We start from the raw sequence: 24,235 nt of genomic DNA, 5'->3' as shown, positions 1-24,235 counted from the left end.
TCTCAATGAATGGGCCTCATAGTGACGGCGCGGCACTGGTGGGTGGGTCGCCTCGGTGACGGTATGCGGGGTCGCTGGATTCGATTCGCAAGATTCGCCAGCCTGGCCGGCTTGCGGCGGCCAGGCCGCTCAGCGGACGGTCGGCAGTACCGCCTCGGCGACATCGAGCACCGTGTTCAGGGCTGCGTCCTGCTGATCGAGTCGGTAGGCGAGGTGGAGCTGGGTGGCTTCGTTCGGGAGATCGAGCGGAACCGCGGCGATCCGCGAGTCGTAGCCGGCGGCGACGGAATCGAACGTAATCGTCACGCCCATCCCGGCGGCCACGAGCGCGGAGATCGACTGCGAGTCGGGGGCCTCCTGGACGGTGCGCGGGCTGAACCCGGCGTCGAGGCATAGGCGCATGGCGGTCTCGCGCAGGTTCGAATTCGGTCGGGCGGGCAGGAGGACAAAGGGTTCGTCGGCGAGTTCCTTGACGCCGATCTTCTTTCGCTTCGCCAGTCGGTGCGAACTCGGCATGGCGACGCAGGGGCGCTCGATCGCGACGGGGCGTCCGGCGATGAGCGGGGGCCGCCGGCGCCAACGGACAAGGGCGAGATCGAGCGTGCCGTCCATGATCCGCTCGAGGCCTTCGTCGGCGTAGACCGTCGACTCGAGGTGGAAGGTGATGCCCGGATTGCGTTCGTGTGAGGCCGCCACGAGGGTGGCGGCCAGGTCGCGGGAGGACGGGTGCGAGTAGCCGAAGCGGACGCGGCCGACCTCACCGCTGGAGGAGCGGTGGACGGATTCGACGGCGGCCTGCTGGGTGGCGAGCATGTGCTTGGCCGGCTCGAGTAGGGCTTCGCCGGCGGGGGAGAGGCTGACTGAGCGGGTCGTGCGTTGGAACAGAGAGGCGCCGAGCTCGGTCTCCAGAGAGCGGATGGTGCGGCTCAGCGGGGGCTGGGCCATGCCGAGGCGTTCGGCGGCGCGGCCGAAGTGGAGTTCCTCGGCGACGGCGACGAAGGCGCGGATCTGCTGCAGCTCCATGGACGTTCTCCCTCGTCAGGCGTTCGAGCGGTCGGACATGCGGGTGGCCATCATTATTGCACGCTGGGTAATCAATGCCTGAGCTGTTTTATAGCGGTCGGCAACGGGGTGTGCGGCGCACACTCGAGCACGTCCGAAATATCGGACAGAACTTGATCCGGACCACTTCCGCGATCCTCTCCAGCCGCCAGAATGGGATGTGTAGTCAGAGCAGACAGCGCAGGACGGGCCGATAGTCGGTTTCCTGCCGAACCCGCAGACCAGTATCCGCGTTGTCGGACACAGCGACAAGGAGAATCCCATGACCACCAAGCCGTCGTTCACCCAGCACGACCCGTCCCGCGTCATCCGTGCCGACCGCGGAACCGAGATCACCGCGAAGTCCTGGCAGACCGAAGCACCCAAGCGCATGCTCATGAACAACCTCGACCCCGAGGTCGCCGAACGTCCCGAGGACCTCGTCGTCTACGGCGGCACCGGCCGCGCAGCCCGCTCCTGGGAAGCATATGACGCAATTGTGCGCACCCTCGACGATCTCGAGGACGACGAGACCCTGCTCATCCAGTCGGGCAAGCCGGTCGGCGTCATGCGCACCCACGAATGGGCCCCGCGCGTGCTCATCGCGAACTCCAACCTCGTCGGCGACTGGGCCAACTGGGAGCACTTCCGCGAGCTCGAGGCCGAAGGCCTCATGATGTACGGCCAGATGACCGCCGGCTCCTGGATCTACATCGCCACCCAAGGCATCCTCCAGGGCACCTACGAGACCTTCGGTGCGATCGCCCGCAAGCGCTTCGACGGGACCCTCGCCGGCACCCTGACCATCACCGCCGGCTGCGGCGGTATGGGTGGAGCCCAGCCGCTGTCCGTGACGCTCAACGGCGGAGCCTGCCTCATCATCGACGTCGACAAGACCCGCCTCGACCGTCGCAAGGGCAAGCGCTACCTCGACGAGGTCGAAACCGACCTCGACACCGCACTGGCCAAGGTCATCGAAGCGAAGAAGAACAAGCAAGCCCTGTCCGTCGGGCTCGTCGGCAACGCCGCCGAGATCCTCCCGCTCATCCTCGACCGCCCTGAGGCAGCCGAAGTCGACATCGTCACCGACCAGACCTCGGCCCACGATCCGCTGTCCTACCTGCCGGTGGGCGTGAGCGTCGACGACTGGCACGAAGAGGCCGAGCAGGACGCTGAGAAGTTCACCATCCGCGCCGAAGAATCCATGGCCAAGCATGTGAAGGCCATGGTCGAGTTCCAGGACCGCGGTGCCGAGGTCTTCGACTACGGCAACTCGATCCGCGACGAAGCCCGCAAGGCCGGCTACGACCGTGCCTTCGAATTCCCCGGCTTCGTTCCCGCTTACATCCGGCCCCTCTTCTGCGAAGGCCTCGGACCCTTCCGCTGGGTCGCGCTGTCCGGCGACCCGAAGGACATCGAGGTCACCGACCAGGCTCTCAAGGAGCTCTTCCCCGAGAACGAACACCTCCACACCTGGCTCGACGCCGCCAACGAATACGTCGAGTTCGAAGGCCTGCCGGCACGCATCTGCTGGCTCGGCTACAAGGAACGCCACCAGGCCGGTCTGCTGTTCAACCAGCTCGTCGCGGAAGGCAAGATCTCGGCCCCGATCGTCATCGGCCGTGACCACCTCGACTCCGGATCGGTGGCCAGCCCCTACCGCGAAACCGAATCCATGCTCGACGGCACGGACGCCGTGGCCGACTGGCCGCTGCTCAACGCCCTGGTCAACACCTCCTCGGGTGCGACCTGGGTGTCGATCCACCACGGCGGCGGCGTCGGCATCGGCCGCTCCATCCACGCCGGACAGGTCTCCGTGGCCGACGGCACCGAGCTGGCGGCGAAGAAGCTGGCACGCTTGCTCACGAACGACCCGGGCATGGGCGTCGTCCGCCACGTCGACGCCGGTTACGAGCGCGCCTCCGAGGTGGCCGAAGAGCGCGGTCAGCGCGTGCCGATGATCCCCGAGCTCGACAAGCGCGACGAGGAATCCGCCGCACAGTAAGCAGTAAGCGACGCAGCTGCGTACACGGGAGCGGTCGCGGATGAAGCGGGCACTTTGGTACACGCTGTTCTGAACTGCTCACGTTCCTCGGTGGGCATTTCAGAACAGGGTGTACCAAAAGAGCAAACTGCCGTGTAGCTGCTGAATAGCTCGAAAAAAGTCGAGCAGCACAGTTTTGAAACAGTGCTGCTCGACTTTTTGTGTGCCGTGGGGAGTTGCTGATCGTGAGTAGTCAGGTGCGCCGCACCTTACTCGTCGAGGAAGAGGTCGAGCTCGAGGTCGTTGGGCCCGTGACCGACGGAACCGGGCTTCGACGCATCATGGGCGTAGGCCGAGAGGTCCGTGACACCTTGAGCCGCCAACACCTCGTCGTCGATGAAGAAATTGCCGGTGACCTCGCGGGGGTCGCTGGTGAGGATCACCCATGCCGCCTCGGCCATGATCTCGGGCTTACGGCTGCGCGCCATGAGCTGTTCGCCGCCGAGGAGGTTGTTCACAGCGGCCGTCGCGATCGTCGTCCGTGGCCATAGGCTGTTCGCTGCGACTCCGGCCTCGCGCTGCTCCTCGGCCAGTCCGAGCGTGACCAGCGACATCCCGTATTTCGCCATCGTGTAGCCCAAGTGCCTGCCCGCCCACGCCGGGTTGAGATTGAGCGGCGGCGAGAGCGTGAGCACATGCGCGGCGTCGGAGGCTTGGAGGTGCGGAAGGGCCGTCTTGGCCAGAAGGTAGGAGCCACGTGCGTTGATCGAGTTCATGAGGTCGAACTTCTTCATCGGCAGGTCCTCGACCGAGGACAGGTCGATCGCGCTGGCGTTGTTGACGACGATGTCGATGCCGCCGAAGGCCTCAACGGTCTTCGCGACCGCCTCGGCGACCGATTCGTCGCTGCGGACGTCGCCGATGATCGGCAGGGCCTTGCCACCGGCCGCCTCGATCTGCTCGGCCGCAGTGTAGACCGTGCCCTCGAGCTTCGGATGGGGTTCCGCGGTCTTCGCCAGCAGCGCGATATTCGCCCCGTCCTGGGCTGCGCGCAGAGCGATCGCCAGTCCGATTCCACGGCTGCCGCCGCTCATGATGATCGTCCGTCCGGCCAGCGATCGGGTGGAATATCCCTCGCCGAGGTGGCTGTCAGTGGTCATCGTTCGTCTCCTTCATCCGTAGTCCGATGATCGTATCCGTGTGTTCGGTGGTCGGGTCCGTGTTCCGCGATCCGTTGATCGGGATGGATATGAGCCAGGCTAGCCTTCGGGTCACGACTTTGCCCAGGTGTCAGGTGCTTCCGGTGCCCGACAGCGAGGGTGACCGTTCCGACAGGACCGCATGAATCTTTGTCCGAAATATCGGACGAATATCTTTCTGCGCCGTTCACTGCCGTTCGCCGACAGTCCATACTGGGACTGAACCACACTCGATCGGAAAGGGCCGACCGTCATGCAGCTATTCACCGGGATCAGCGAACTCGTCGTCAATGATCTCGACCGTCTCGGCGAACTCGACGTGATCGCTGACGCCGCTCTGCTCGTCGACGCCGGTCGGGTGATCTGGTCGGGACCGTCCGCACAGGCGGACGCCGCGCTCGCTGCACACGAGGACCAGATCGGCACCGCCGGCCTCAACGATGACGACATCGCCAACGGCGAAGTCACCTCGGCGAATGATCTCAGCGGATTCGAGACGATCGACCTCGGTGGGAAGGCCGTCATCCCCGGCTTCGTCGACAGCCACAACCACCTCATCTTCGCCGGTGACCGGTCCGAGGAATTCGCCGCCCGAATGGCCGGGCAGAAGTATTCGGCCGGTGGGATCGCCACCACCGTGGCCGCGACCCGCGCCGCCAGCGAGGCCGAGCTCGAAGCCAACCTCGTCCACCTCCTCGAACAGGCGCAGCGACAGGGCACGACGACGTTCGAGATCAAGTCCGGCTATGGGCTGACCGTGCCCGACGAGATCCAGGCTCTCGACATCATCAACCGGCACACCGAGGAATCGACGCTCATCGCCGCCCACGTCGTCCCACCGGAGTTCAAGGACGAGCCGGAACGCTACGTCGACCTCGTCATCGACGAGATCATCCCAGCAGCCGAAGGCAAAGCGAAGTGGATCGACGTGTTCTGCGAAACCGGTGCTTTCACCGAAGACCAGACGCGGCGGATCATCGACGCCGGCAAGGCCGTGGGAATGAAACCGCGGCTGCATGCCAATCAGCTCACCGAGGGCGGGGCACTCAAGCTCGGCGCCGAACTCGGCTGCGTGTCCGTCGACCACGCCACCTTCGCCTCCGATGAGGACCTAGCCGTCCTCGCCGAGGCGGGCACCGTCGTCACCCTGCTGCCGAGCATCGAGTTCTCCACCCGCCAGCCCTACCCCGACGCCCGCCGCTACGTCGACGCCGGAGTGCGGCTTGCGATCGCCAGCGACTGCAACCCCGGCTCCGGTTTCTCCAACAGCATGCCCTTCGTCATCGCCATCGGCGTCCGGGATATGCACTTCACCGTCGAGCAGGCGGTGTGGGCGGCGACCGCCGGCGGAGCCAACGCCCTGCAGCGCACCGATGTCGGCCACCTCGGAGCGGGAGCCCGCGCCGACCTGGCCATCCTCGACGCACCCAGCTACCGCCACCTGGCCTACCGGCCGGGTGTCCAGCTGGTCGAGAGGGTCTACTCCGGCGGTGAGCTCATCGTCGACAACCGATCCCGCGACTGAACTTCATCCACGACGAACACAAGGAAAGGCTCTTCATGACCACATTCATCGATCTCGACCCCGACACACTGACCTTCGCTGAGGTGGTCGACGTCGCCCGTCGCGGAGCGTTGGTCTCACTGTCCGAGGCCACTCTGGCCCGGGTGAATAAGTACCGCGAGGCCATCGACGCCCTCGCTCAGGCTGAGAAGCCCGTTTACGGCGTCTCCACCGGATTCGGAGCGCTCGCCCAGCGCCACATCCCCGCCGAGCTGCGCACCCAGCTGCAGAAATCGCTCATCCGCTCCCACGCCGCCGGCGTCGGCGAGCCCGTCGAACGCGAAGTCGTGCGCGCCCTCATGCTGCTGCGCGCCCGCACCCTGGCCACCGGTCGGGCCGGCGTCCGCGCCGAAGTCCTCCAGACCTACGTCGACCTGCTCAACGCCGGAATCACCCCGGTCGTCCACGAGTACGGTTCACTCGGCTGCTCCGGTGACCTCGCACCACTGTCGGCATGCGCCCTCGTCGTCATGGGTGAAGGCGTGGCCGAGGGGCCCGACGGAGTGGCCGGGCCCGCCGATGAGATTCTCGCGAAGGCCGGAATCACCCCGGTCACCCTGGCCGAGAAGGAAGGCCTCGCGCTGGTCAACGGCACCGACGGCATGCTCGGCATGCTCATCATGGCCCTGACCGACCTGGAGAACCTGCTCACCGCCGTCGATGTGTCCGCGGCCATGAGCATCGAAGGACTCTTCGGCACCGACGCCGTCTTCGCCCCTGAACTCCATTACGCGCTGCGCCCGCACGACGGTCAGGCCGCCTCGGCTGCGAACATGCTCGCCTCGCTCGCCGACTCCGGCATCACTGCCAGCCACCGCGACTCCACCCACCTCGTCCAGGACGCGTACTCGATGCGCTGTGCCCCGCAGGTCAACGGCGCCGCGCGTGACGCCGTCGCCTTCGCCACCCAGGTCGCCGAACGCGAGCTGCGCGCCGCCATCGACAACCCGGTCGTGCTCACGAACGGAATGGTGTCCTCGAACGGCAACTTCCACGGAGCGCCCCTGGCCCATGCCCTGGACTTCCTCGCCATCGTCGCTGCCGACGTCGCCTCGATGTCCGAACGCCGCACCGACCGGATGATGGATGTCGCCCGCAACCAGAACCTCACCCCGTTCCTCGCCGATGACGCCGGCGTCGACTCGGGCCTGATGATCGCCCACTACACGCAGGCGGCCATGGTCTCCGAGGCCAAGCGGGGCGCGACACCGGCCTCGGTCGACTCGATCCCGTCCTCGGCCATGCAGGAAGACCACGTGTCCATGGGGTGGTCGGCCGCTCGCAAACTGCGCAAGGTCGTCGACAACCTCGCCTCCGTCGTCGGCATCGAACTCTACGCAGCTTCCCGTGCCTGCGATATGCGCGACGCCGCACCGGCACCGGTGACCGGAGCCGTGATCGCGAAGATCCGTGAGACCGTTCCCGGACCAGGCCCTGACCGGTTCCTCTCGCCCGAACTCGCCGAGACCATCGCGAAGGTCAAGGACGGAACGCTGGTCGCAACCGCCGAGTCGGTCGCACCGCTGACCCACACCGTCACCTCCGCCGCCGGAACCTGGCAGCCGGAAGACGGCGGACCGGCCGTCAACGATCCCGAGTTCACTGCGCTGGGCAACCTCGAAGCCGCCGCCGAGGCTTCGGGCACCTCAGCAGCCACCACCCACCAGGACTGACACCGGGCAGGGGCCGGTCTCGCACAGTCGTCTGCCCCGCCCCGCGGCTCGTCCGCACCGGAGCCGGCCATCGACCGGACCCGACCGATTTCGAACGGAGTGAACTGACAATGAGCGATGTCGTCTCGCTGCTGAGCCAGATCGAGGACACCGGCCGCGACACCCGCGGTCCGGGCTACCAGCGGCCCGGATTCTCGGACACCGAACGGGACCTGCGTGAGTGGTTCCTCGCCGAGGCGGCCCGCCGCGGTCTCGATACCGAGATCGATGCCAACGGCATCACTTGGGCATGGGCCACCCCGCAGGGTGCGAACGCGGTCGTTACCGGATCCCACCTCGACTCCGTGCCCGGGGGTGGTGAGTTCGACGGCCCCCTCGGCGTCGCCTCGGCGCTGGCGGCCTTCGACGTTCTCAAGGACTCCGGCGCACTCGAACAGTCCACCCGGCCCTTCGGGCTGGCTGTGTTCCCCGAGGAAGAAGGTTCACGCTTCGGCGTCGCCTGCCTCGGTTCGCGGCTGCTCACCGGTGCCATCGACGCCGACCGCGCACTCGGCCTCAAGGACGCCGCCGGAGACACCTTCGCCGACGTCGCCCGTGGCTATGGCCTCGATCCGGATCGGATCGGGCGTGACCAGTCTCGGCTGGCCGGAATCGGTTCCTTCATCGAACTCCATGTCGAACAGGGCATCGGTCTGGCAGGCACCGATCAGGCCGTCGCCATCGGCTCCTCGATCATCGGCCACGGTCGCTGGCACTTCGCCTTCTCCGGCCAGGGCAACCACGCCGGGACGACGCCGATGAGCCATCGCGCCGACCCGGTGGTCGCAGCTTCCCGCGTGATCGGGGATATCCCGACCCTAGCGGCCGCCACTGACGCGACTGCCGTGGCGACCGTGGGGCGCACTCTCATCCACCCGGGCGGGACGAACGTCATTGCCTCGTCCATGAGTTTCTGGCTCGACATCCGCCACCCTGACGACGCGGTCGTCAAGCAGGTGCTCGAGGCGATCAGCCACCGCGCCCAGGACCATGGCTCCGATTCAGGTGTCGAGGTGACGATCTCGCAGGAGTCCTACTCGCCGACGACTCACTTCACCGCCGATCTCAACTCCCGCTTGACCTCGGTGCTGCCGGACGCACCGCTGCTGCCCTCGGGCGCCGGGCACGATGCGGGCATCCTCGCACCCCATGTGCCTTCGGCGATGCTCTACGTCCGCAACCCGACCGGCGTCTCCCACGCTCCCGAAGAGGCCTGCGAGGTCGACGACCAGAGGGCCGGGGTCGATGCGCTCGTCAAGGTGCTCGCCCGCGAACTCGGCATCGAAAATGCCCTTGCCGACGACAGGACCGGGGGCCCGACGACAGGAGGTGCGCAATGAGCACCCGCTACTGGTGCGAATCCGCCTGGATCGACGGAGCCGTTGCCCGCGGAGTCCTGCTGAGCGCCGACGACACCGGAACACTCACCGCCGTCGAGACGGGGATCGATACCGCACCCTCCGACGCCGAGGCGGTTCCCGGATTCGTCATGCCCGGCGCAGTCAATGCGCACTCCCACGCCTTCCACCGCATGCTGCGCGGACGCACCCACGGCGACGGCGGCACGTTCTGGACCTGGCGCGAAGTCATGTACTCCGTCGCAGCGAAGCTCGACCCGGAAACCTATGAGACGGTGGCCCGCGCAGTGTTCGCCGAGATGCTTGCCGGCGGCTACACCTCGGTGGGCGAATTCCACTACGTCCACCACGCGCAGGACGGAACGCCGTACGGCACCGAGCGTCCCCGCGGGGACGCGAGCGACGATGCCGGACTCCGCGCCCACGCGATGGAACGAGCGCTGGCGCGGGCGGCCGCCTCGGCTGGGATCCGCATCCGACTGCTCGACACCTGCTATCTCACCGGCGGCATCGACGCCGAACTCTCGGCCGAACAGTCCCGATTCGGCGACGGCACGATCGACGGATACATGGACCGGCACGCCGGCCTGATCGACACCTTTGCCGACGAATTTCCGGTCAACGCTCCAGGTGAGAGCTTCGTCCACGTCGGTGCCGCGATCCATTCGATTCGCGCGGTCCCGGCGGCGAATCTCCAGCGGTTCACCGAACTGTCCGGAGCTGTGCACGTGCACCTGTCCGAACAGCCGGCGGAGAACGAAGCCTCGCAGGCTGCGTACGGGGCTACCCCGACCGAGGTTCTCGCGCGCTCGGGGGTCGTCGACGACCGGCTCTCGGCCGTCCATGCCACCCACCTGAGCGAGCAGGACATCGCGATCCTCGCAGGCGCCCGGTCGACGATCGTCATGTGCCCGTGCACCGAGGCGGACCTCGCCGACGGCATCGGACCGGCCCGGGAGCTCGCCGACGCCGGAGCCGTGATCTCGCTCGGCTCCGACCAGCACGTCGTCCTCGACGCTCTGCGCGAGACCCAGGGACTCGAAGCGGGGGAGCGGCTGCGCTCCGGCCAGCGCGGACGGTTCTCACCGGCCGAACTCATCACCGCGCTCACCGAAGGCGGGGCACGCAGCCTCGACCTCCCGGTCGGTTCCCTCGAGGTCGGGAAGGCGTGTGACTTCGTGGCTCTGCGCACCGACAGCATGCGAACCATGGGGTCGCTGGACGAGCAGATCATCCTCACGGCCAGCGCGAGCGATGTGCATTTGACCGTCAGCGGCGGGAAGGTCCGCGTGCGCGACGGAGTGCACACCGAGCTCGGCGATATCGCCGAACTCTACGCGCAGGCTTTCGCCGCGTTGGAGATGGAGGGCTGAGTCGTGGCTGAGGTTCCCGCACTGCGGCGGGCGATCGCGATCCTGCGGCATATGGCCTCGTCGAACCGATCGATCACGGCCGGCGCCCTGGTCCGGTCGCTCGAGATCCCGCGGTCGAGTGCGTATGACATCCTCGCCGTGTTGGAGGAGCTCGGGCTCGTGGCGCGCACCGAATCCGGGTATGTGCTCGGAGCCGGCGTGCACGAGCTCGGGGCATCCTACCTGCGGACGAACCCCCTGCAGCGGTTGGCGCAGCCGATCGTCCGGCAGCTCGCCGAGGATACTGCGACGACTGCGCAGTTGGCCGTGATCCGCGGCTGGGAGACGGAGTACGTGCTCAAGGAGCAGTCCCTGAAATCCGTCGCGGTCATCACCGCCACCGGTGTGCGCATGCCCAGCTACCTCACGGCGACCGGGCGGGCGATCCTCGCTCAGCTGCCGAAATCTGAGGTGCTCGCGATGCTGCAGTCAGAGACCGAGTTCGTTACGCGCACGGGCAAGGGCCCGACCTCGGTGAAAGCGCTCAACGCGGTGCTCGCTCAGGAGCGACGGACCGGCACCGCGATCGAACACGGCGAAGTCACGCCCGGGATCTCGACGCTCGCGGCACCGGTGTTCGACGTGTTGGGTCGCCCGATCGCGGCCATCGGCCTCTCGTTCGTCACCGAGACCCTGCCCGAGGACACCGATCCGATCGTCGACCAGGTCAAGGCCGCCGCCGCCGAGGTGACCGCCAAGCTGCGGTGAATGTGTCCGGTCCGCTTGCGCCGACTTTTCGGCGCGGTCGGGCCGAGAGTCAGAGCCCGAGGACTCGTCGCTCGCGCGCGACCTCCTCGACGATCTGGTGATCGCTGCGCAGCTCCTTGATCAGCGCGATGCCGAGGACGACCACGATGACGGTGAACGGAACCGCTGAGAGCATCGCCGCCTGCTGCAGGGCCTGCAGTCCACCGACGAGGAGTAGGACGACCGCGCAGCCTCCGGTGAGGAAGCCCCAGGTCGCGATCACGGGACGTCGGGGAGCGAAGGACCCGTGTGAGGACAGCGAGCTGAGCACGAAGGTGTTCGAGTCTGCGGAGGAGACGAAGAACAGGGTGACCATGATGATCGTGAAGACCGAGGCGAGCATGGACAGCGGCAGCTGATCGAGGAGGCTGAAGAACGCGGTGTCGAGGTTGTCCTGAGTGGCATCACCGATTCGGGCCCCGTCCATGTCGAACTTGATCGCCGAACCGCCCATGACGGTGAACCAGATGAAGAACACGGCGCTGGGCACCAGGAGGACTCCGGCGACGAATTCCCGGATGGTGCGGCCCTTCGAGATGTTGGCCAGGAAGATGCCGACGAAGGCGCTCCAGGACAGCCACCACGCCATCATGAAGTAGGTCCAGCCGAGCATCCATTCGCTGTCTTCGGCATTCGTGGGTGTCATGAAGCTGAGTTCGATGAAGTCTCCGGCGAAGGCTCCGACGGACCGGACGAACAGGTTGGAGACGAAGCCGCTGGGTCCGGTGATGAAGACGAAGAGGCCCAACAGAGTCGCCATGGTCAGCGTGATCTGCGAGATGTACTTGATGCCTCGGCTCACTCCGGTCAGTGCCGAACCGGTGAAGAGGAGGGTGAGCACAGTGATGACGGTGATCTGCATGACGATGGTGGAATCGACGCCGAGGACGGTGTTGAGTCCCTCGCCGATCTGCGAGGCGCCGAGTCCCAGGGACGTCGTCGTCCCGAAGAGTGTGGCGATGATGGTGAGGATGTCGATGACGTTGCCGACCCAGCCGTCGACGAAACGGCCGAGGACGGGGCGCAGCATCGTGGATACGAGTGCCGGTCGGCCCTTTCTGTGGGTGGAGTAGCCGATCGCCAGCCCGAAGACGCCGAAGATCGCCCAGGCTTGGAAGCCCCAGTCGAGGTAGGAGAACTGCATCGCGCGAATCGCCGCGTCCATGGTCTCCGGCTCGGCCAGTCCGTGGGGCGGGGTCATGAAGTGCGACATCGGTTCGGCCACTCCGTAGCTGACCAGGCCGATTCCCATTACAGCTGCGAGGATCATCGCGAGCCAGGTGATCGTGCGGTATTCGGGACGCGAGTCTTGCGAGCCGAGGCGGAGGCGACCGAATCGACTGGCGGCGAACCACACGAGCATCGCGATCGCGGCGAACGGAACGACGAGGTAGATCCAGCCGAATCCGGTGGACACCGTCGTCATGGCTCGCGTCATGATGTCAGAGAGCGCATCGGGTGCGATTGTCGCCCACACCATGAAGGCGATGACGACGGCGACCGAGCATATAAAGACTTTCCCCACTCGGTTGGAGTGTGGGGCTGCATCGGGTGCCGTAGGGGAGTCGGCCGCATCAAGTGCGGATCCGGCCCCGCCGGCAGGGGGAGGGTCGTCTGACCCGCTCGAGGAAGCGGACGCGGTTGAGCGGTCGGAACCGCCTGCAGTGCCGCTTGCGGGTTCGGGGGTGGGTGAGTTCAGCATCGTCATCGTGGTCTCCGGACTCGTAGCCGCCTCGGTGGCGGGCATGAGCAATCGTCGGTTCAGCGGGTGGGATCGGGCAGATTACACAACAGGCCCCGCGAACTGGGTCGTTCGTGGGGCCGTGCGACTGACGAGTCTATGCGCTCGCCGCCGAATCGCCACATGTATGAGCGCGGAAACAGCAGAGTGTGAGTCTTCTCGCGGTGGAGTACTGACGCTGCCGGGCCCCGCCGACCGCTCGAGTTGTCGTCGCTGTGCCGAGTTATGCGGCGAGCGGTGGACGCTGGCTCGATCGGTCGGCGAGGGGCAGCAGCTGCTCAGAGGTATGGACGAGTGATGAGTTCGAGATACATTCCCGACGGGTCGAGGAAGTAGACACCGCGACCCCCGTGCTCGGTGTTCGTCTCCTGCGGGCGAGTGCGCTGTGGGTCCGCCCAGTAGTCAAGCTCGCGCTGTTTCAGCAGGTCAAGGGCTCGACCGAAGTGGTCGTCCGAGCAGAGGAAGGCCATGTGCACGGGCAGGATGTCGTACCCAGGCGGGGGAGAGGCGAACTGGAGCATGACCCCGCCGGAGAGCATGATGTTGGTGAACGGTCCCCAGGACTGGGTGTGCTCGGCTTCGAGAATATCGACATAGAACTGCGCCGAGGCGGCTGGATCGGCTGCGGCGACGACGGTGTGGTTGAAGGTTGCTGACATGATGAAGTCCCTTTTCGGATGGAGGGTGGTTCGCTGATAGCCCGAGATGTTTTCGGGCATGGTGAACTGAGAATTGAGAAATGACTTCATCATGAGGAGGACCGCGAGCAGAACGCTCGTGACCTCTGCGGCTCAACCGTCGACCGGGTTACCGATCCGTGAGCGGCTATATGCCTGTCCGGTCATCGATTCCAGCATAGCGCTTGGCGGGAAGCGATGGAGTGGGATGTCTTCGGGCCATCGAGCCGACCACCAATGTTCCAGGAGCCCTGTTCAAGCGGTAAGGTGAAGGCATGCGCAATTCCGGACTCAACTGGTGGTGGCTGCTCCTCACAGCAGCCGACTGACGCATACCCGCGGGCTGCATGGCAGCCCGCAATATCTGTGGATCTTCTCCGTGCGACCCGTGCAACTCTGACCGCATCACCGCACAATCGGGAGATCACATATGGATTCCTATTCCGCCACACTTAAACGGATGCCGCAGCTCCGCAGCGAGGTCGAATCGCAACCGGGCAAGTACAGAATGCTCACGGGCGAGCGTCCGACAGGCCCACTTCATCTCGGACATCTCTTCGGCTCGATCCTCGAACGAGTCAGCCTGCAGAATCGTGGAGTCGAGACTTTCATCGTCCTCGCCGACTACCAGGTCATCACAGACAGAGACACCTCGGCGAATGTGAAGAACAACGTCCGTGAGGCGATCATGGACTACGTTTCGGCCGGTATCGACCCCACTCGGACAACCATCTTCACCCACTCGGCCGTACCTGCCCTCAACCAGCTCCTTCTGCCATTCCTCAGCTTGGTCTCGGACAGTGAGCTGCGGCGCAACCCAACTGTGAAGTCAGAGCTTGCCGCCACGGACCGCCCACTGAGCGGATTGCTGTTGACCTACCCTGTTCACCAAGCTGCGGACATCCTCTTCTGCAAGGGCAATCTGGTGCCGGTGGGGAAAGACAACCTTCCGCACGTCGAGATCACCCGGACCATCGCGCGCAGATTCAACGAACGATATGGCCCAGTCTTTCGCGAACCAGAAGCAATGCTGACGCAGACTCCCGAACTTCCTGGACTCGACGGACGAAAGATGTCGAAGAGCTATGGAAACGCCATCTCGTTGGGAATGAACGCTGATGAGACTACCGCCGTCATTCGCAGTACACAGACAGACTCTCAGCGACAGATCACCTACGACCCTGAGGGGCGGCCGGGCATTTCGGCGCTCTTGGCGACCGTAGCGGTCTGCACTGGCGCCGAGCCGGAAGACATAGCTGCGGAGATAGGCGAAAAAGGTGCGGGCGCGCTCAAAGCCCTGACCACGGAAGCGGTGAATGAATACCTTTCCGACCATCGTGCGCGGCGACTAGAGCTCGAGGCGGATCCGGCGGCTATTGATCAAATACTCGCGGATGGAAACGAGCGGGCAAATGCCGTCGCAGATGCGACGCTGGAGGAGGTTCGCGCAGGGATGGGCATGGCCTATTGAATTGAGTCAGGCGTGCGCTCACCGCCTCTGGAGCAGGACCGCGACCTCGAGATGCTTCGTGTGCGGGAACATGTCGAAGATCCGTGCCTGAGCCACTTCATATGCGGGCATCCGCGCGAGATCCTTCGCCAGAGAGACGGGATTGCAGCTCGAATAGACGATGTGCTCGACGCCGGAATTCTCCAGGGCCGCCGACAGACGTGCACCGATCCCTCGCCGAGGCGGGTTGACGATCACGCAGTCCGGTCGTTCGACGCCGGTTGATGCCGCCAAGTTCTCCTCAGCGAACTCCGTGGCATCGCCGGCGAGGAAGCGAGCGTCGATGCCGAGCTCGGCCGCGCTGACCTTCGCGGACTCGATCGCCTGCTCACTGACCTCTACTCCGGTGCCCCGACGGGACGGGCCCGCACAGTAGAGCGCGAACCCGCCGACACCGCAGTAGAGATCCCACAGGTTCGACGCTTCCACCGCATCCACCCACTCGGACACTTGGTTGTAGAGACCGACGGCGACAGCGGTATTGGTCTGGAAGAAACTCTGCGGCCGCAGATGCAGATCGACCCGATCAAGGTTCATCCGCAGCGATTCCCCGCGGAGCATTTCCTCGCGGCTGCCTTCGAGCACGGCCTTGTGCTCGGGCAGCAGATTCACCGACACCACGGACGCATCGGGGACGAGTTCAAAGAATGATTCCTTCCGCGACCGCAGCACATCGAGACCGTGCTGAGTGCGGACGACGAACCGGATCATCAGCTCACCCGACGGCGCCGCCGTGACATGGACGAACTTCAGCTCCCCACGGCGAGCAGAGACATCATAGGGCTCGAGCCCGGTGCCATCGAGGAAGTCCGCAAGCACCGGAATCACCGCACGGATCGCCGGGGCCTGAATTCCACAATCACGCAGATCGACCCCGTGGAACTCCTGATCGAGGATGCCCAAGGTGACGTGCCTGGCCGACCCGCCGACGGCGAGCTTCGCCCGATTTCTGAAATCCCGTGCCCCGCCGGCGAAGGTCGGCAGCCAGATACGGGGCGCTGCCTCGGCGAGGGTCTCCCGGCACCAGGACTCCTTGTCCGTGATCTGCTGCCCATAAGGCGTCTCGATGAGCGCGCAGGAACGGCATTCCCCGCGCTCGAAATACCCGCAGTGCAGGCGCCCATGATCCACCGAGGCGGGGGTCAGCGGCAAGGTCGTCATCCCCTCATTCTATTCCGCGATCGGCTCCGGAATATCGTTGACCCGGATCGTCTGGCACCGTAGAAGAAGTCGGACAGATCGCCGAAAAACGGGATGGGCGTCGAGAAACGCACGCGCACACCCGTGCGTCGACGCTCAGCCCGTTTTGCGGCGGAGCCGGGAGATCAGGCGGCGATGAAGGCGAGGGCGACGAATGTGCCGAATGAGACGAACGGGGCGATCGCTGCAATCGCGATGGCGATGATGCCGGGTGTTCGGCCCCGCCCGGTGACCGCGGCCGTGATGCCGAGGATGATGCCTGTGAGACCTAAGCAGGTGCACAGGCCCTGGACTCCGACGAGAACGGTCGCCAGGGTCTGATACCAATCCGGTGTGTCCGTGAAGTAGTAGCCGGACGCGGCCTCGGACGGCCCGACGGTCACGCCCAGGATCACCGAGGCGGCCAGGCTCAGGGCCATGGCGACGATCGAGAGCGCCACGGCCACCTTGCCCAGCGTCGGCGACTTCACCGAGGCGGCGCCATCCATTCGAGTGTTGACGCCGTTGTGCGCATCAGCCAGATCGTCGGGCCGCGGCGAGGCATAGACGGGATGGACGGGAGGGGCGGGGACTCGGGGCTGCTGTGCCGCGAGCTCATCGTCGGTGGGCTGGGGGTACGAGAAGTCCGTCGAAGTCATGCTTCGACGCTATCGACGCAGAAAGGCGGCGCCCCACCCTGCTATCCCAAGAGTGGGGTCGGGAAAACCACCCTGCAGGCAGCGCGAGTCAGGGCTTGTGGGCGACGATGAGGAATCTCTTCTGGGTGACGGTGATCGGCTCACTCGATTCGGCCAGGCGTCTGAGGACATCGAGGTTGGACCTGACGGCGAACCCGGGAACGTCCCACGGAATATAGGCGAGGTACTCGATGACCGCCTCGACGTCGGTGAAGCGCATCGTGCCCTGCCATTTGCGAGCCGCCTCGATCGACAGACCCTGACTCTCGGCGTCGCTGACGCACGGCTCGAGCTGCTGGTGCAGATCGCCCATCCCGCCGCCGAAGAGGTCGCGGAACTCCTGCGCCTCTGTGCCGTCGACCTGCTGGGTGAGGAACAGCCCGCCCGGGGAGAGGACACGGGCCACTTCGGCGAGGTCATAGCTTTCGTGTCGATTCATCACGAGGTCGAACTCACCGTCGCCCCATGGCATCTCCGGATGATGATCACTGTCGTACCGGGTGACCTCGACGCCATAGTCCTGCAGCGTCGAGGCGGCCAGGGGAACATTGGGCTCCCACCCTTCGGCCGCGGAGATCGTCGGCGACGGTTCGCCGGGAGGCCTGGCCTCGTCGAGCCGATCGATGAGTTCGCTGAGGCGCTCGCCGCCTCCCGTGCCCATGTCGAGGCATCTGCTCGACTCGGCCATCGCATCGAGGCAGATCTGATTGAAGTCCCACGGCGGATCATCGGCGACGAGGCGGCCGGCCAGTGGGGAGAAATCCCACCCGGTCATCGCCGCCGTCTCATGGATCCAGGCCCATCGCTCGTGGCGTTCATGGGGAGTCTCGTCGCGCGTGCGACTGCTGTCGGCATATTCGGGCATGTCCACACTCCTCTGCCGGGTGGCTCGGCACCATCACCGAGCAGATCAGCAATTCTGCCGGACGGCTCAGCGCCGAAGGAGGCGCCGGTGCCGTACTTCGACTCTAGGCCAAAACCGGATCGAGGTGCGGGATGTGGGAGAAGAATTCTCCGGACTGAGACATGGGATATTCAGAGGAAGCAGAACACGAGCACCGCGATGCAGACGACGAGCATTCCCAGACAATTGAGCCAGAAATCCCGACCGACATACCTCGCTCGCAGGTGAGCGGCAGCGGCGCAGAGGAAGTAGACGACGAGGCCCGCCGCGGCCGCCGCGCCGAGCCCGGGAATCCAGATCCCCGTCACCAGTCCTGCCGCGGCGAGGAACTTCACGACGGCGAGTACCCACCACCACTCCCGCGGGAAGCCGACGCCGTCGAGGCAGGCGGCGATCGCCCGCGGGGGACGGAAGGTGAGCAGGCCGTCACCGAAGACGATGACCGCGAGGACGACGACCGGCCAGACCGGTTCGGGCAGGAGCGTCACAGCGAGCTCCTCACCCGCGTGTGGAAGACGATGCTCGCGAGCATCGCCTCGACTGCGTCGTCAAGACTCATCGTCGTCGCCGCCCACCGGAACAGGATGCCCAGGTAGGAGTCGTAGAGTGCCGCGGCACTGGCCCGCGCGTGGTCCTCATTGATCCCGATCGAGACCAGTGACTCGCTCAGGCGGCTCTGCAGGTCCACGGCGAGAGCGTTGAACACCTCCGGCTCGCCCTTGACTCGCATCATCGCCGCCGCATAGTCGCGGGACAGGTCCTCGTGTTCGGCGAAGAATTCGAGGAAGGGCAGGAAGAGTTCGAGCAGGTGACGCTGCACCGCCGAGGATGGTCGGGGCGGCCCCGTTGTCGCGCCGGTGTCCGTTCCCCGACGGGACAGGCTCGCTCGTCGCGTTGGTGGTGTGTACGTCCCGTTCTGCAGCTGGCCGATCCACCTGTCGAAGCAGCGGACGAGGATGACGTCCTTGTCGCCGACCGACATCACTCGACCCACTGACACCTCGGCGGCCTTGGCGATCGCCCGGATGGTCGTGGCCTTGAAGCCATGCTTGAGGAACAGTTCGGCGGCGGCACCGATGATCCGATCCTCGGTCTTCTGGCGCTTTCCCGACCTCGATTGAACGTGTTCACTGACCATGCTCGAACCCTAAGCCCTTCCGTGTTCACTTTCCAGACCCGGTGTCGTGTTGCCCGCAACAGGAAAGTTAATGTACCTTAACTTTATGAACGTCGATTCCTCATCGGTGCGCACCCACGAACGTGGGCGGAAGAAGATCTCCACGGCAGTGCTCCTCGGCCCGGCCTTCGTCGCGGCCATCGCGTATGTCGATCCGGGCAACGTCGCGGCCAATCTCACCGCGGGTGCGGAGTACGGATATCTCCTCGTCTGGGTGCTCGTGGCTGCGAACCTCATCGCCGTTCTCGTCCAGTACCTGTCCTCGAAGCTCGGACTCGTCTCCGGGCAGTCGCTGCCGAGCCTCCTCGGTGATCGCCTCCGCAAGAGAAGCCGACTCGCGTACTGGGGGCAGGCCGAGGTCGTCGCCATCGCCACCGACCTCGCCGAAGTCATCGGCGGTGCGATCGCCCTGAAGATCCTCTTCGACTTACCGCTCCTGCTCGGGGGCGTCATCGTCGGCGTGGTGTCGCTGTTCCTGCTCTCGATCCAATCCACCCGCGGTCAGCGTCCCTTCGAGTTCGTCATCATCGGATTCCTGGTCATCATCGCCATCGGCTTTCTAGCAGGCCTGTTCGTCGGGGATGTGAATTGGGGGCAAGCCGCAGGTGGAATCGTGCCTCGGCTCGAGGGCACGAACTCCGTGGTCCTGGCCGCGAGCATGCTCGGCGCCACCGTCATGCCCCATGCGATCTACCTCCACTCAGCGCTGTCGGTGGACCGGCATCGCGACAATGCGACCGCTACGACTGGGCAGCTGCTGCGCGCCAGCCGCTGGGACGTCGTCCTCTCCCTCGTCGTCGCCGGTTCCGTGAATATCGCGATGCTGCTGCTGGCTGCCGCGGCACTGCGCGGCCAGACCGGCACCGACACCATCGAAGGTGCGCACGCGGTCGTCACGGCCAACCTCGGCGAGGTCGTCGGCCTCTTCTTCGGCACCGGACTCCTCGCCTCGGGGCTGGCTTCGAGCGCCGTCGGATCCTATGCGGGTGCGTCGATCATGCAGGGCCTGCTGCGCGTGAACTTTCCGATCGTGTGGCAGCGCGCGTTCACGATGATCCCGGCACTCGTCGTCCTCGCCATCGGAGTCGACCCCACCTGGGCGCTCGTGCTCAGCCAGGTCGTGCTCAGCCTCGGCATCCCGTTCGCGATGATTCCCCTGGTCAGGCTCACGAACAGTCGCCGGGTGATGGGCGAATTCGCGAACGCGCGATGGATCACGATCATCGCGGCGGCCGCCTCGGCGCTCATCATCGCACTCAACGTCGTCCTCATCGTTCTGTTGGCTCTCGGGGTGGAGTGACCCTCGCCGAGGCGGCCGTGCACTGCCGCTCAGCCCTGACGCAGGTCAATCGGACGGATGAGGATCCGCGGGTCCGAGCGCACCCACCACGGCTTCGGTTCTCCTGCAGCTTTCGCGGCGCGGCGCTCGGCGCGGGTGGCATAGCGAAAGGTGAAGACGCGGACGCGGACGAGGTCCGGCGTTCGTCCGTCGAAGGGGTCGGGACCCATGAGGCGGCGGATCTGCGGGTCTCCGGAGCCGATCTTGCGCACGAGCTCGGTGAACCAGGTCTGCCGGTAGTCGCCGAGACCGGCGAACCACATGAGCCAGTCGAGCCGCAGGTGATAAGGCGCGATGATAGGACCGCGCCGGTGCACGTCACCGGGTTTGCCCTTGAACGCATACTCCCGCCAACCGGCGTCCGGGTCACCAGCGTCGGAGTCGGTGCTGTCGTCGCCGGAGCCAGAGCCGGCACCGGAGTCGTCGATCCAGCCTTCGATGATGATCTCGTTGCGGGTCTCGGTCATCGACCCGAATGCACCATAGGCGTTGCCGAGCCCGAGTCGATTGAAGCTCGCGTTCATCAGCTGATTAGCTGAGAACAGGTTCCGCACAGCCGGCACATTCAGCCACGCCTGCCACGCGACGAACACGAGGACGACGATCAGCCACCAGAGCGGCAGGGCCTCGACCGGTGCAGCGGCAGCGGCGGGGTCGACCGCCTCGGTGCCGGTGGGATCGGTGAAGGGTCCGGTGACGGAATTCCACCCCCATTCAGGGAACGGGCCGCCGACGATCCACCTGAAGAACGTGTCGCTGATCCCGGAGCAGGCGAGCAGGATCGTCGCCCAGTTCAGCCACGCATAGTTGCCGCTGACCACGAGCGCGAGCTGGGTGATGATGATGGCAACGGCGGCGAACGACGCGATCGGCTGAGGCAGGAACAGCAGCCATGGAGCGGCGAGCTGGACGATGTGGCTGCCCAGGGTCTCACCCTTGTGCCACCAGCCGGGCATGAGGTGGGCGCGGCGGCTCAGCGAGTTCGGCATCGGCTGCGTCTGATGGTGATAGTCCATGGCGGTGAGGTCACGCCAGGAAGAGTCCCCGCGCATCTTGATCATTCCGGCACCGAATTCGATGCGGATGACGAACCAGCGCAGCAGCAGAATCATCGCCCACGTCGGGGCCACCTCGTGAGAGCCGAGGAACCCGATGAGGAACCCTGCCTCGAGCAGCAGCGATTCCCAGCCGAAGCCGTAGAAGCGCTGCCCGATCGACACGATCGAGAAGTACAGCGCCCACACGCCTAAGAACACCGGGATCGGCATCCATGCCGGTCCGGCCTGAGGCAGACCGATGATCGCCGAGGCGGCCAGGACCATTCCGATCACGCAGACGAGGCGCAGCCGTCGGTCCGAATACGAGAACCGCTTCCACTGGAAGAGACTCGGTGCCTGCCGAGCCGAGGTCAGAGCGATGAAGCGCGGGGCGGGGGTGAGTCCCCGCTCGCCGAGGAGTGCAGGGAACTGGTTGAACGCGGAGGCGAAGGCGATGAGGAAGAGCACGCCGAAGCCGCGTTGGATGATCTCACGGGAGATCGTGTAGTCGCCGGCGGTGAGCAGAGCGACCACCTGACTGAGTTCCATGGCCTAAGTCTCCTCCTCCTGCGGCAGGCGGCCGGTCGTGGCCAGAGAGGTCAGGGCTTCGGCGAACTTGTCGGCGGCGATCGGGTCTCCGCCGGTGAGTTCCATGTCCGGACGGTCCCGGAAGTGCACCGAGATGGTGTGTCCGGCCGAGCGGAACTCAGTGCTGGCTCCGCGCAGCTGTCCGGGATGTGCCTGGTCGAGGATGCGGACCGGGCCCGGTCGGGCGGACCCGGTTCCGGTGCCGGTGGGTGCGGCCAGGAGGAGTCGCTGGTTCGTGGCGGCGAGAATCTGCCCGGTCGGGTTATCCCTATCGGCGAAGTGGAGCATGAGGTTCTCACTTGGGGCGAGAGTCATCAACAGAGATTGCAGTCGAGCCTCGTGGGCCGCATCGATTCTGTTGGTGACGCGTGCTCGGGCGACGGCGAACAGGCGGGCCGGGATCAGTGCGACCGTTGTGATGATGAGGCAGATGGCGGCCACTGCCAGCCCTGCCGACGGTGACATCGTGAGGATGTTCGATGCCACGACGCCGATGGTGATGGCCAGGATGGCGATGAGCACAGAGACGATGAGGAAGACCGCCCAGAGCGTGCGGTGGAAGGCATCGGCTATCGCTCCGAGTGCGAGGCTGAAGTTGGCGGTGGCCCACAGCCCGAGCAGCAGAGCGATGGCCGGCAGCGGGGACGATGTCAGGTCGCCCCAGACGGTGCCCGGAGTTCCGGAGTCCTTCGCGAAGGCGTGCCAGACGAATGCGGCGATGACACCGCAGACAGCCCACACCGGTCCGACGGCGAACACCCGAGGCCAGGGGTTCCGGACGAAGGAAGTAGGCGGCTGTCTGCGTTTCGCCCCATGGGGATCCTCGGCTTGCTGCGCACGGGCGGCACTGCTGCCGGCAGGCGGTCTGTCGTCGTAGAAGGCGAAAGCGGCGATGGCGGAGAAGAAGAACAGAACCAGCATCCCGATGCTCGGCGCCTGTTCCGGGTTGATGCCTCTGAGTACGTGATTGCGGAGCGGGTTGATGCCGGCATTGGCGAGGAAGAAGGCAATCGAGGCGAAGACTGCGAACCCGATCCCGAACACGAGCGTCGTGCTCCTGGAGCGTCTGTCCCTATTCATACCTCCATCCTCGCAGGAACTCTGCGAGTCCGCGGCGCTGCGATGTTGCGGATCCGTTGCGTCGGGGTCAGCGTTATGTCTGAACGTGCCCCTCTGGTCAGCGGGGAAGACGACCCGTCCGAGCAAGGACGGTGATCGCCTCGGCGAAGCGACCGGATGCCTCCGCAGTTCCGCCTGGAACGCTCATCGGCTGCCGGTCGTTGAACAGCACCGTAGTGATCACTTGGTTGCTGTGCAGTTCCGATGAGCCGCCGCTCAGTTGGCCGGGCTCGGCCTGTTCGAGGACGAACGTGCGCCCCGGCGTAATGATCGAAGCACGGAAGATTCGTCGGTCGGTCAACACGAGCATCTGCGGGTCGGCGGTGTTGCCGTTCGAATGGGCGTCCAATGCCTTTCCGAGGTAGCTGGTCAGAACCCGCTCGCCGGGCTGGAGGGCGTCTGCGGGCGGTTGGGTGGACCGGCCGGGACCTCGCCGACTGCCAGCAGATGGCCGTTCGCCGGAGTCGTAACGGTCGACTCGTCTGATCGCCCACCATCTGAGCGGGATGAGCAGAGCAGTCGAGACGATCAGACAGACCACACCCAGCGGAAACGCAATGATCGTCGGAAGTGTGGCGAGTCCGAAGTAGCCGAAGAGACCGGCCGTCAGACACCCCAGGCCGAGCCCGCAGATGAGAACCGTGAGCGAGGCCGAGCGGCGATCCCGGTTGAACGCTTCGGCCAGAGAGGACCAGGCGAAGGACATGTTCGCCGTCGCCCAGCAGAGGAACACGATCGACAGGGCGGAGAGCGGGTTGCCGGTGAGGTCTCCCCAGACAGTTCCCGACAAGCCGGGGTCCGCGGCATCCGAATGGCCGATGAACAGTGCCACCAAAGAGCAGAGCGCCCAGATAGGTCCGACGAGGAGAACCCGCGACAGCGGAGCACGGACGAACTGGGTGACCGACTTCGGCTGCCGTGGAGTGTGCGGATTCGCCTCGGCGCTGTCGGAATGATCGTCCCCGCTGAGGATGGCCATCGCCGCGATTGCGACAGAATGTACGGCGAGGAGGATTCCGAAGATCACGGACGGCGCCAAGTACGGGTCGCCGCCGAATTCGTCGAGGCCGTGCTTTGGCGCGACGCCCGCGTTCGTCGAAGCGAAGGCGATGAGTGAGAATCCGGCGATGAACAGACCGAAGAAGACGATCATGCCGATGGTCGGGCCCCTGAACTTCATGATTCGATTGTGTCACGCTCACCCAATCACCGAGGCGGCTGTGCCCGGGTGGGCACAGCCGCCTCGGCG

The 24,235-nt window shown here is 65.6% G+C and carries 20 protein-coding genes; 8 read left to right on the top strand and 12 right to left on the bottom strand.

Features of this window, described 5'->3' with window-relative positions:
- Window positions 1–129: 129 nt before the first annotated feature.
- Window positions 130–1,023 carry a LysR family transcriptional regulator gene (locus BEP01S_RS01360; RefSeq protein ID WP_062239689.1) on the bottom strand — a complete coding sequence of 298 codons (894 nt, stop codon included), beginning with the start codon at window positions 1,021–1,023 and terminating at the stop codon, window positions 130–132.
- 301 nt (window positions 1,024–1,324) lie between these two features.
- On the opposite strand from BEP01S_RS01360, the gene hutU reads away from it, so the two are divergent.
- Window positions 1,325–3,046, top strand: coding sequence for a urocanate hydratase (gene hutU, locus BEP01S_RS01355; protein ID WP_062239686.1), 1,722 nt, complete (start codon window positions 1,325–1,327; stop codon window positions 3,044–3,046).
- Between the two features lie 248 nt (window positions 3,047–3,294).
- On the opposite strand, the gene BEP01S_RS01350 is transcribed toward hutU, so the two are convergent.
- Window positions 3,295–4,185, bottom strand: a complete 891-nt coding sequence (locus tag BEP01S_RS01350) for an SDR family oxidoreductase (protein ID WP_062239683.1) — start codon at window positions 4,183–4,185, stop codon at window positions 3,295–3,297.
- Window positions 4,186–4,477: 292 nt separating this feature from the next.
- Here BEP01S_RS01350 and hutI point away from each other — a divergent pair, with 292 nt between their 5' ends.
- The 5 genes from hutI to BEP01S_RS01325 all read left to right on the top strand — a co-directional run bounded on the left by hutI (window position 4,478) and on the right by BEP01S_RS01325 (window position 10,978).
- The gene (gene hutI, locus BEP01S_RS01345) at window positions 4,478–5,749 is read left to right on the top strand and encodes an imidazolonepropionase (RefSeq protein ID WP_062239680.1); all 1,272 of its coding nucleotides are present in this window, start codon (window positions 4,478–4,480) and stop codon (window positions 5,747–5,749) included.
- Window positions 5,750–5,784: 35 nt separating this feature from the next.
- On the top strand, window positions 5,785–7,461 hold the full coding sequence (hutH, locus tag BEP01S_RS01340) for a histidine ammonia-lyase (protein WP_062239678.1): 1,677 nt from the start codon (window positions 5,785–5,787) through the stop codon (window positions 7,459–7,461).
- A gap of 110 nt (window positions 7,462–7,571) precedes the next feature.
- Complete coding sequence (locus BEP01S_RS01335) at window positions 7,572–8,840, top strand: allantoate amidohydrolase (protein WP_062239675.1); 1,269 nt, start codon at window positions 7,572–7,574, stop codon at window positions 8,838–8,840.
- Window positions 8,837–10,231: a formimidoylglutamate deiminase gene (locus BEP01S_RS01330; RefSeq protein WP_062239672.1), complete on the top strand. Its 1,395-nt coding sequence runs from the start codon at window positions 8,837–8,839 to the stop codon at window positions 10,229–10,231. The genes BEP01S_RS01335 and BEP01S_RS01330 overlap by 4 nt, the downstream gene beginning before the upstream one ends.
- A 3-nt stretch (window positions 10,232–10,234) precedes the next feature.
- Window positions 10,235–10,978, top strand: coding sequence for an IclR family transcriptional regulator (locus tag BEP01S_RS01325; RefSeq protein WP_039211444.1), 744 nt, complete (start codon window positions 10,235–10,237; stop codon window positions 10,976–10,978).
- 49 nt (window positions 10,979–11,027) lie between these two features.
- Here the strand turns inward: BEP01S_RS01325 and BEP01S_RS01320 are convergent, their stop codons facing one another.
- Together BEP01S_RS01320 and BEP01S_RS01315 are read right to left on the bottom strand one after the other, a co-directional pair.
- Window positions 11,028–12,542, bottom strand: a complete 1,515-nt coding sequence (locus BEP01S_RS01320) for a BCCT family transporter (RefSeq protein ID WP_244882013.1) — start codon at window positions 12,540–12,542, stop codon at window positions 11,028–11,030.
- Between the two features lie 494 nt (window positions 12,543–13,036).
- On the bottom strand, window positions 13,037–13,417 hold the full coding sequence (locus BEP01S_RS01315; RefSeq protein WP_062239882.1) for a VOC family protein: 381 nt from the start codon (window positions 13,415–13,417) through the stop codon (window positions 13,037–13,039).
- Between the two features lie 448 nt (window positions 13,418–13,865).
- On the opposite strand from BEP01S_RS01315, the gene trpS reads away from it, so the two are divergent.
- Entirely contained in the window at window positions 13,866–14,906 is a 1,041-nt protein-coding gene (trpS, locus tag BEP01S_RS01310; protein ID WP_062239668.1) for a tryptophan--tRNA ligase, read from the top strand.
- 18 nt (window positions 14,907–14,924) lie between these two features.
- On the opposite strand, the gene BEP01S_RS01305 is transcribed toward trpS, so the two are convergent.
- From BEP01S_RS01305 to BEP01S_RS01285, 5 genes are all read right to left on the bottom strand, one after another.
- On the bottom strand, window positions 14,925–16,106 hold the full coding sequence (locus tag BEP01S_RS01305; RefSeq protein ID WP_174521206.1) for a methyltransferase domain-containing protein: 1,182 nt from the start codon (window positions 16,104–16,106) through the stop codon (window positions 14,925–14,927).
- A 164-nt stretch (window positions 16,107–16,270) separates the two neighbouring features.
- Window positions 16,271–16,783, bottom strand: coding sequence for a hypothetical protein (locus BEP01S_RS01300; RefSeq protein WP_062239666.1), 513 nt, complete (start codon window positions 16,781–16,783; stop codon window positions 16,271–16,273).
- A gap of 88 nt (window positions 16,784–16,871) precedes the next feature.
- The gene (locus tag BEP01S_RS01295) at window positions 16,872–17,687 is read right to left on the bottom strand and encodes a class I SAM-dependent methyltransferase (protein ID WP_062239662.1); all 816 of its coding nucleotides are present in this window, start codon (window positions 17,685–17,687) and stop codon (window positions 16,872–16,874) included.
- 170 nt (window positions 17,688–17,857) lie between these two features.
- The gene (locus BEP01S_RS01290) at window positions 17,858–18,214 is read right to left on the bottom strand and encodes a DoxX family protein (RefSeq protein ID WP_062239661.1); all 357 of its coding nucleotides are present in this window, start codon (window positions 18,212–18,214) and stop codon (window positions 17,858–17,860) included.
- Complete coding sequence (locus BEP01S_RS01285) at window positions 18,211–18,864, bottom strand: TetR/AcrR family transcriptional regulator (RefSeq protein ID WP_062239658.1); 654 nt, start codon at window positions 18,862–18,864, stop codon at window positions 18,211–18,213. The genes BEP01S_RS01290 and BEP01S_RS01285 overlap by 4 nt, the downstream gene beginning before the upstream one ends.
- 85 nt (window positions 18,865–18,949) lie before the next feature.
- Between BEP01S_RS01285 and BEP01S_RS01280 the strand changes: the two genes are divergently transcribed.
- A complete protein-coding gene (locus tag BEP01S_RS01280) occupies window positions 18,950–20,203 on the top strand; it encodes an Nramp family divalent metal transporter (protein ID WP_062239655.1) in 1,254 nt (417 codons plus the stop codon).
- A gap of 29 nt (window positions 20,204–20,232) precedes the next feature.
- Here the strand turns inward: BEP01S_RS01280 and BEP01S_RS01275 are convergent, their stop codons facing one another.
- The 3 genes from BEP01S_RS01275 to BEP01S_RS01265 all read right to left on the bottom strand — a co-directional run bounded on the left by BEP01S_RS01275 (window position 20,233) and on the right by BEP01S_RS01265 (window position 24,166).
- Window positions 20,233–21,828, bottom strand: coding sequence for a lipase maturation factor family protein (locus BEP01S_RS01275; protein WP_062239650.1), 1,596 nt, complete (start codon window positions 21,826–21,828; stop codon window positions 20,233–20,235).
- 3 nt (window positions 21,829–21,831) lie between these two features.
- Window positions 21,832–22,947, bottom strand: coding sequence for a hypothetical protein (locus tag BEP01S_RS01270; protein ID WP_157070485.1), 1,116 nt, complete (start codon window positions 22,945–22,947; stop codon window positions 21,832–21,834).
- A 97-nt stretch (window positions 22,948–23,044) separates the two neighbouring features.
- A complete protein-coding gene (locus BEP01S_RS01265) occupies window positions 23,045–24,166 on the bottom strand; it encodes a hypothetical protein (protein WP_062239645.1) in 1,122 nt (373 codons plus the stop codon).
- Window positions 24,167–24,235 lie beyond the last annotated feature (69 nt).

It is taken from the genome of Brevibacterium epidermidis NBRC 14811 (genome assembly GCF_001570805.1).
Classification (GTDB): domain Bacteria; phylum Actinomycetota; class Actinomycetes; order Actinomycetales; family Brevibacteriaceae; genus Brevibacterium; species Brevibacterium epidermidis.
This window is presented reverse-complemented; position numbering and strand designations above follow the sequence as displayed.

What these genes read in the sequence shown, in the direction of transcription:
- BEP01S_RS01335 (WP_062239675.1), top strand. Translation starts at nt 7,572, where the DNA reads ATGAGCGATGTCGTCTCGCTGCTGAGCCAGATCGAGGACACCGGCCGC.
- BEP01S_RS01360 (WP_062239689.1), bottom strand. Translation starts at nt 1,023, where the DNA reads ATGGAGCTGCAGCAGATCCGCGCCTTCGTCGCCGTCGCCGAGGAACTC.
- BEP01S_RS01270 (WP_157070485.1), bottom strand. Translation starts at nt 22,947, where the DNA reads ATGAATAGGGACAGACGCTCCAGGAGCACGACGCTCGTGTTCGGGATC.
- BEP01S_RS01280 (WP_062239655.1), top strand. Translation starts at nt 18,950, where the DNA reads ATGAACGTCGATTCCTCATCGGTGCGCACCCACGAACGTGGGCGGAAG.
- BEP01S_RS01315 (WP_062239882.1), bottom strand. Translation starts at nt 13,417, where the DNA reads ATGTCAGCAACCTTCAACCACACCGTCGTCGCCGCAGCCGATCCAGCC.
- hutH (WP_062239678.1), top strand. Translation starts at nt 5,785, where the DNA reads ATGACCACATTCATCGATCTCGACCCCGACACACTGACCTTCGCTGAG.
- BEP01S_RS01300 (WP_062239666.1), bottom strand. Translation starts at nt 16,783, where the DNA reads ATGACTTCGACGGACTTCTCGTACCCCCAGCCCACCGACGATGAGCTC.
- trpS (WP_062239668.1), top strand. Translation starts at nt 13,866, where the DNA reads ATGGATTCCTATTCCGCCACACTTAAACGGATGCCGCAGCTCCGCAGC.
- BEP01S_RS01350 (WP_062239683.1), bottom strand. Translation starts at nt 4,185, where the DNA reads ATGACCACTGACAGCCACCTCGGCGAGGGATATTCCACCCGATCGCTG.
- BEP01S_RS01305 (WP_174521206.1), bottom strand. Translation starts at nt 16,106, where the DNA reads ATGACGACCTTGCCGCTGACCCCCGCCTCGGTGGATCATGGGCGCCTG.
- BEP01S_RS01265 (WP_062239645.1), bottom strand. Translation starts at nt 24,166, where the DNA reads ATGAAGTTCAGGGGCCCGACCATCGGCATGATCGTCTTCTTCGGTCTG.
- hutI (WP_062239680.1), top strand. Translation starts at nt 4,478, where the DNA reads ATGCAGCTATTCACCGGGATCAGCGAACTCGTCGTCAATGATCTCGAC.
- BEP01S_RS01275 (WP_062239650.1), bottom strand. Translation starts at nt 21,828, where the DNA reads ATGGAACTCAGTCAGGTGGTCGCTCTGCTCACCGCCGGCGACTACACG.
- BEP01S_RS01330 (WP_062239672.1), top strand. Translation starts at nt 8,837, where the DNA reads ATGAGCACCCGCTACTGGTGCGAATCCGCCTGGATCGACGGAGCCGTT.
- hutU (WP_062239686.1), top strand. Translation starts at nt 1,325, where the DNA reads ATGACCACCAAGCCGTCGTTCACCCAGCACGACCCGTCCCGCGTCATC.
- BEP01S_RS01285 (WP_062239658.1), bottom strand. Translation starts at nt 18,864, where the DNA reads ATGGTCAGTGAACACGTTCAATCGAGGTCGGGAAAGCGCCAGAAGACC.
- BEP01S_RS01295 (WP_062239662.1), bottom strand. Translation starts at nt 17,687, where the DNA reads ATGCCCGAATATGCCGACAGCAGTCGCACGCGCGACGAGACTCCCCAT.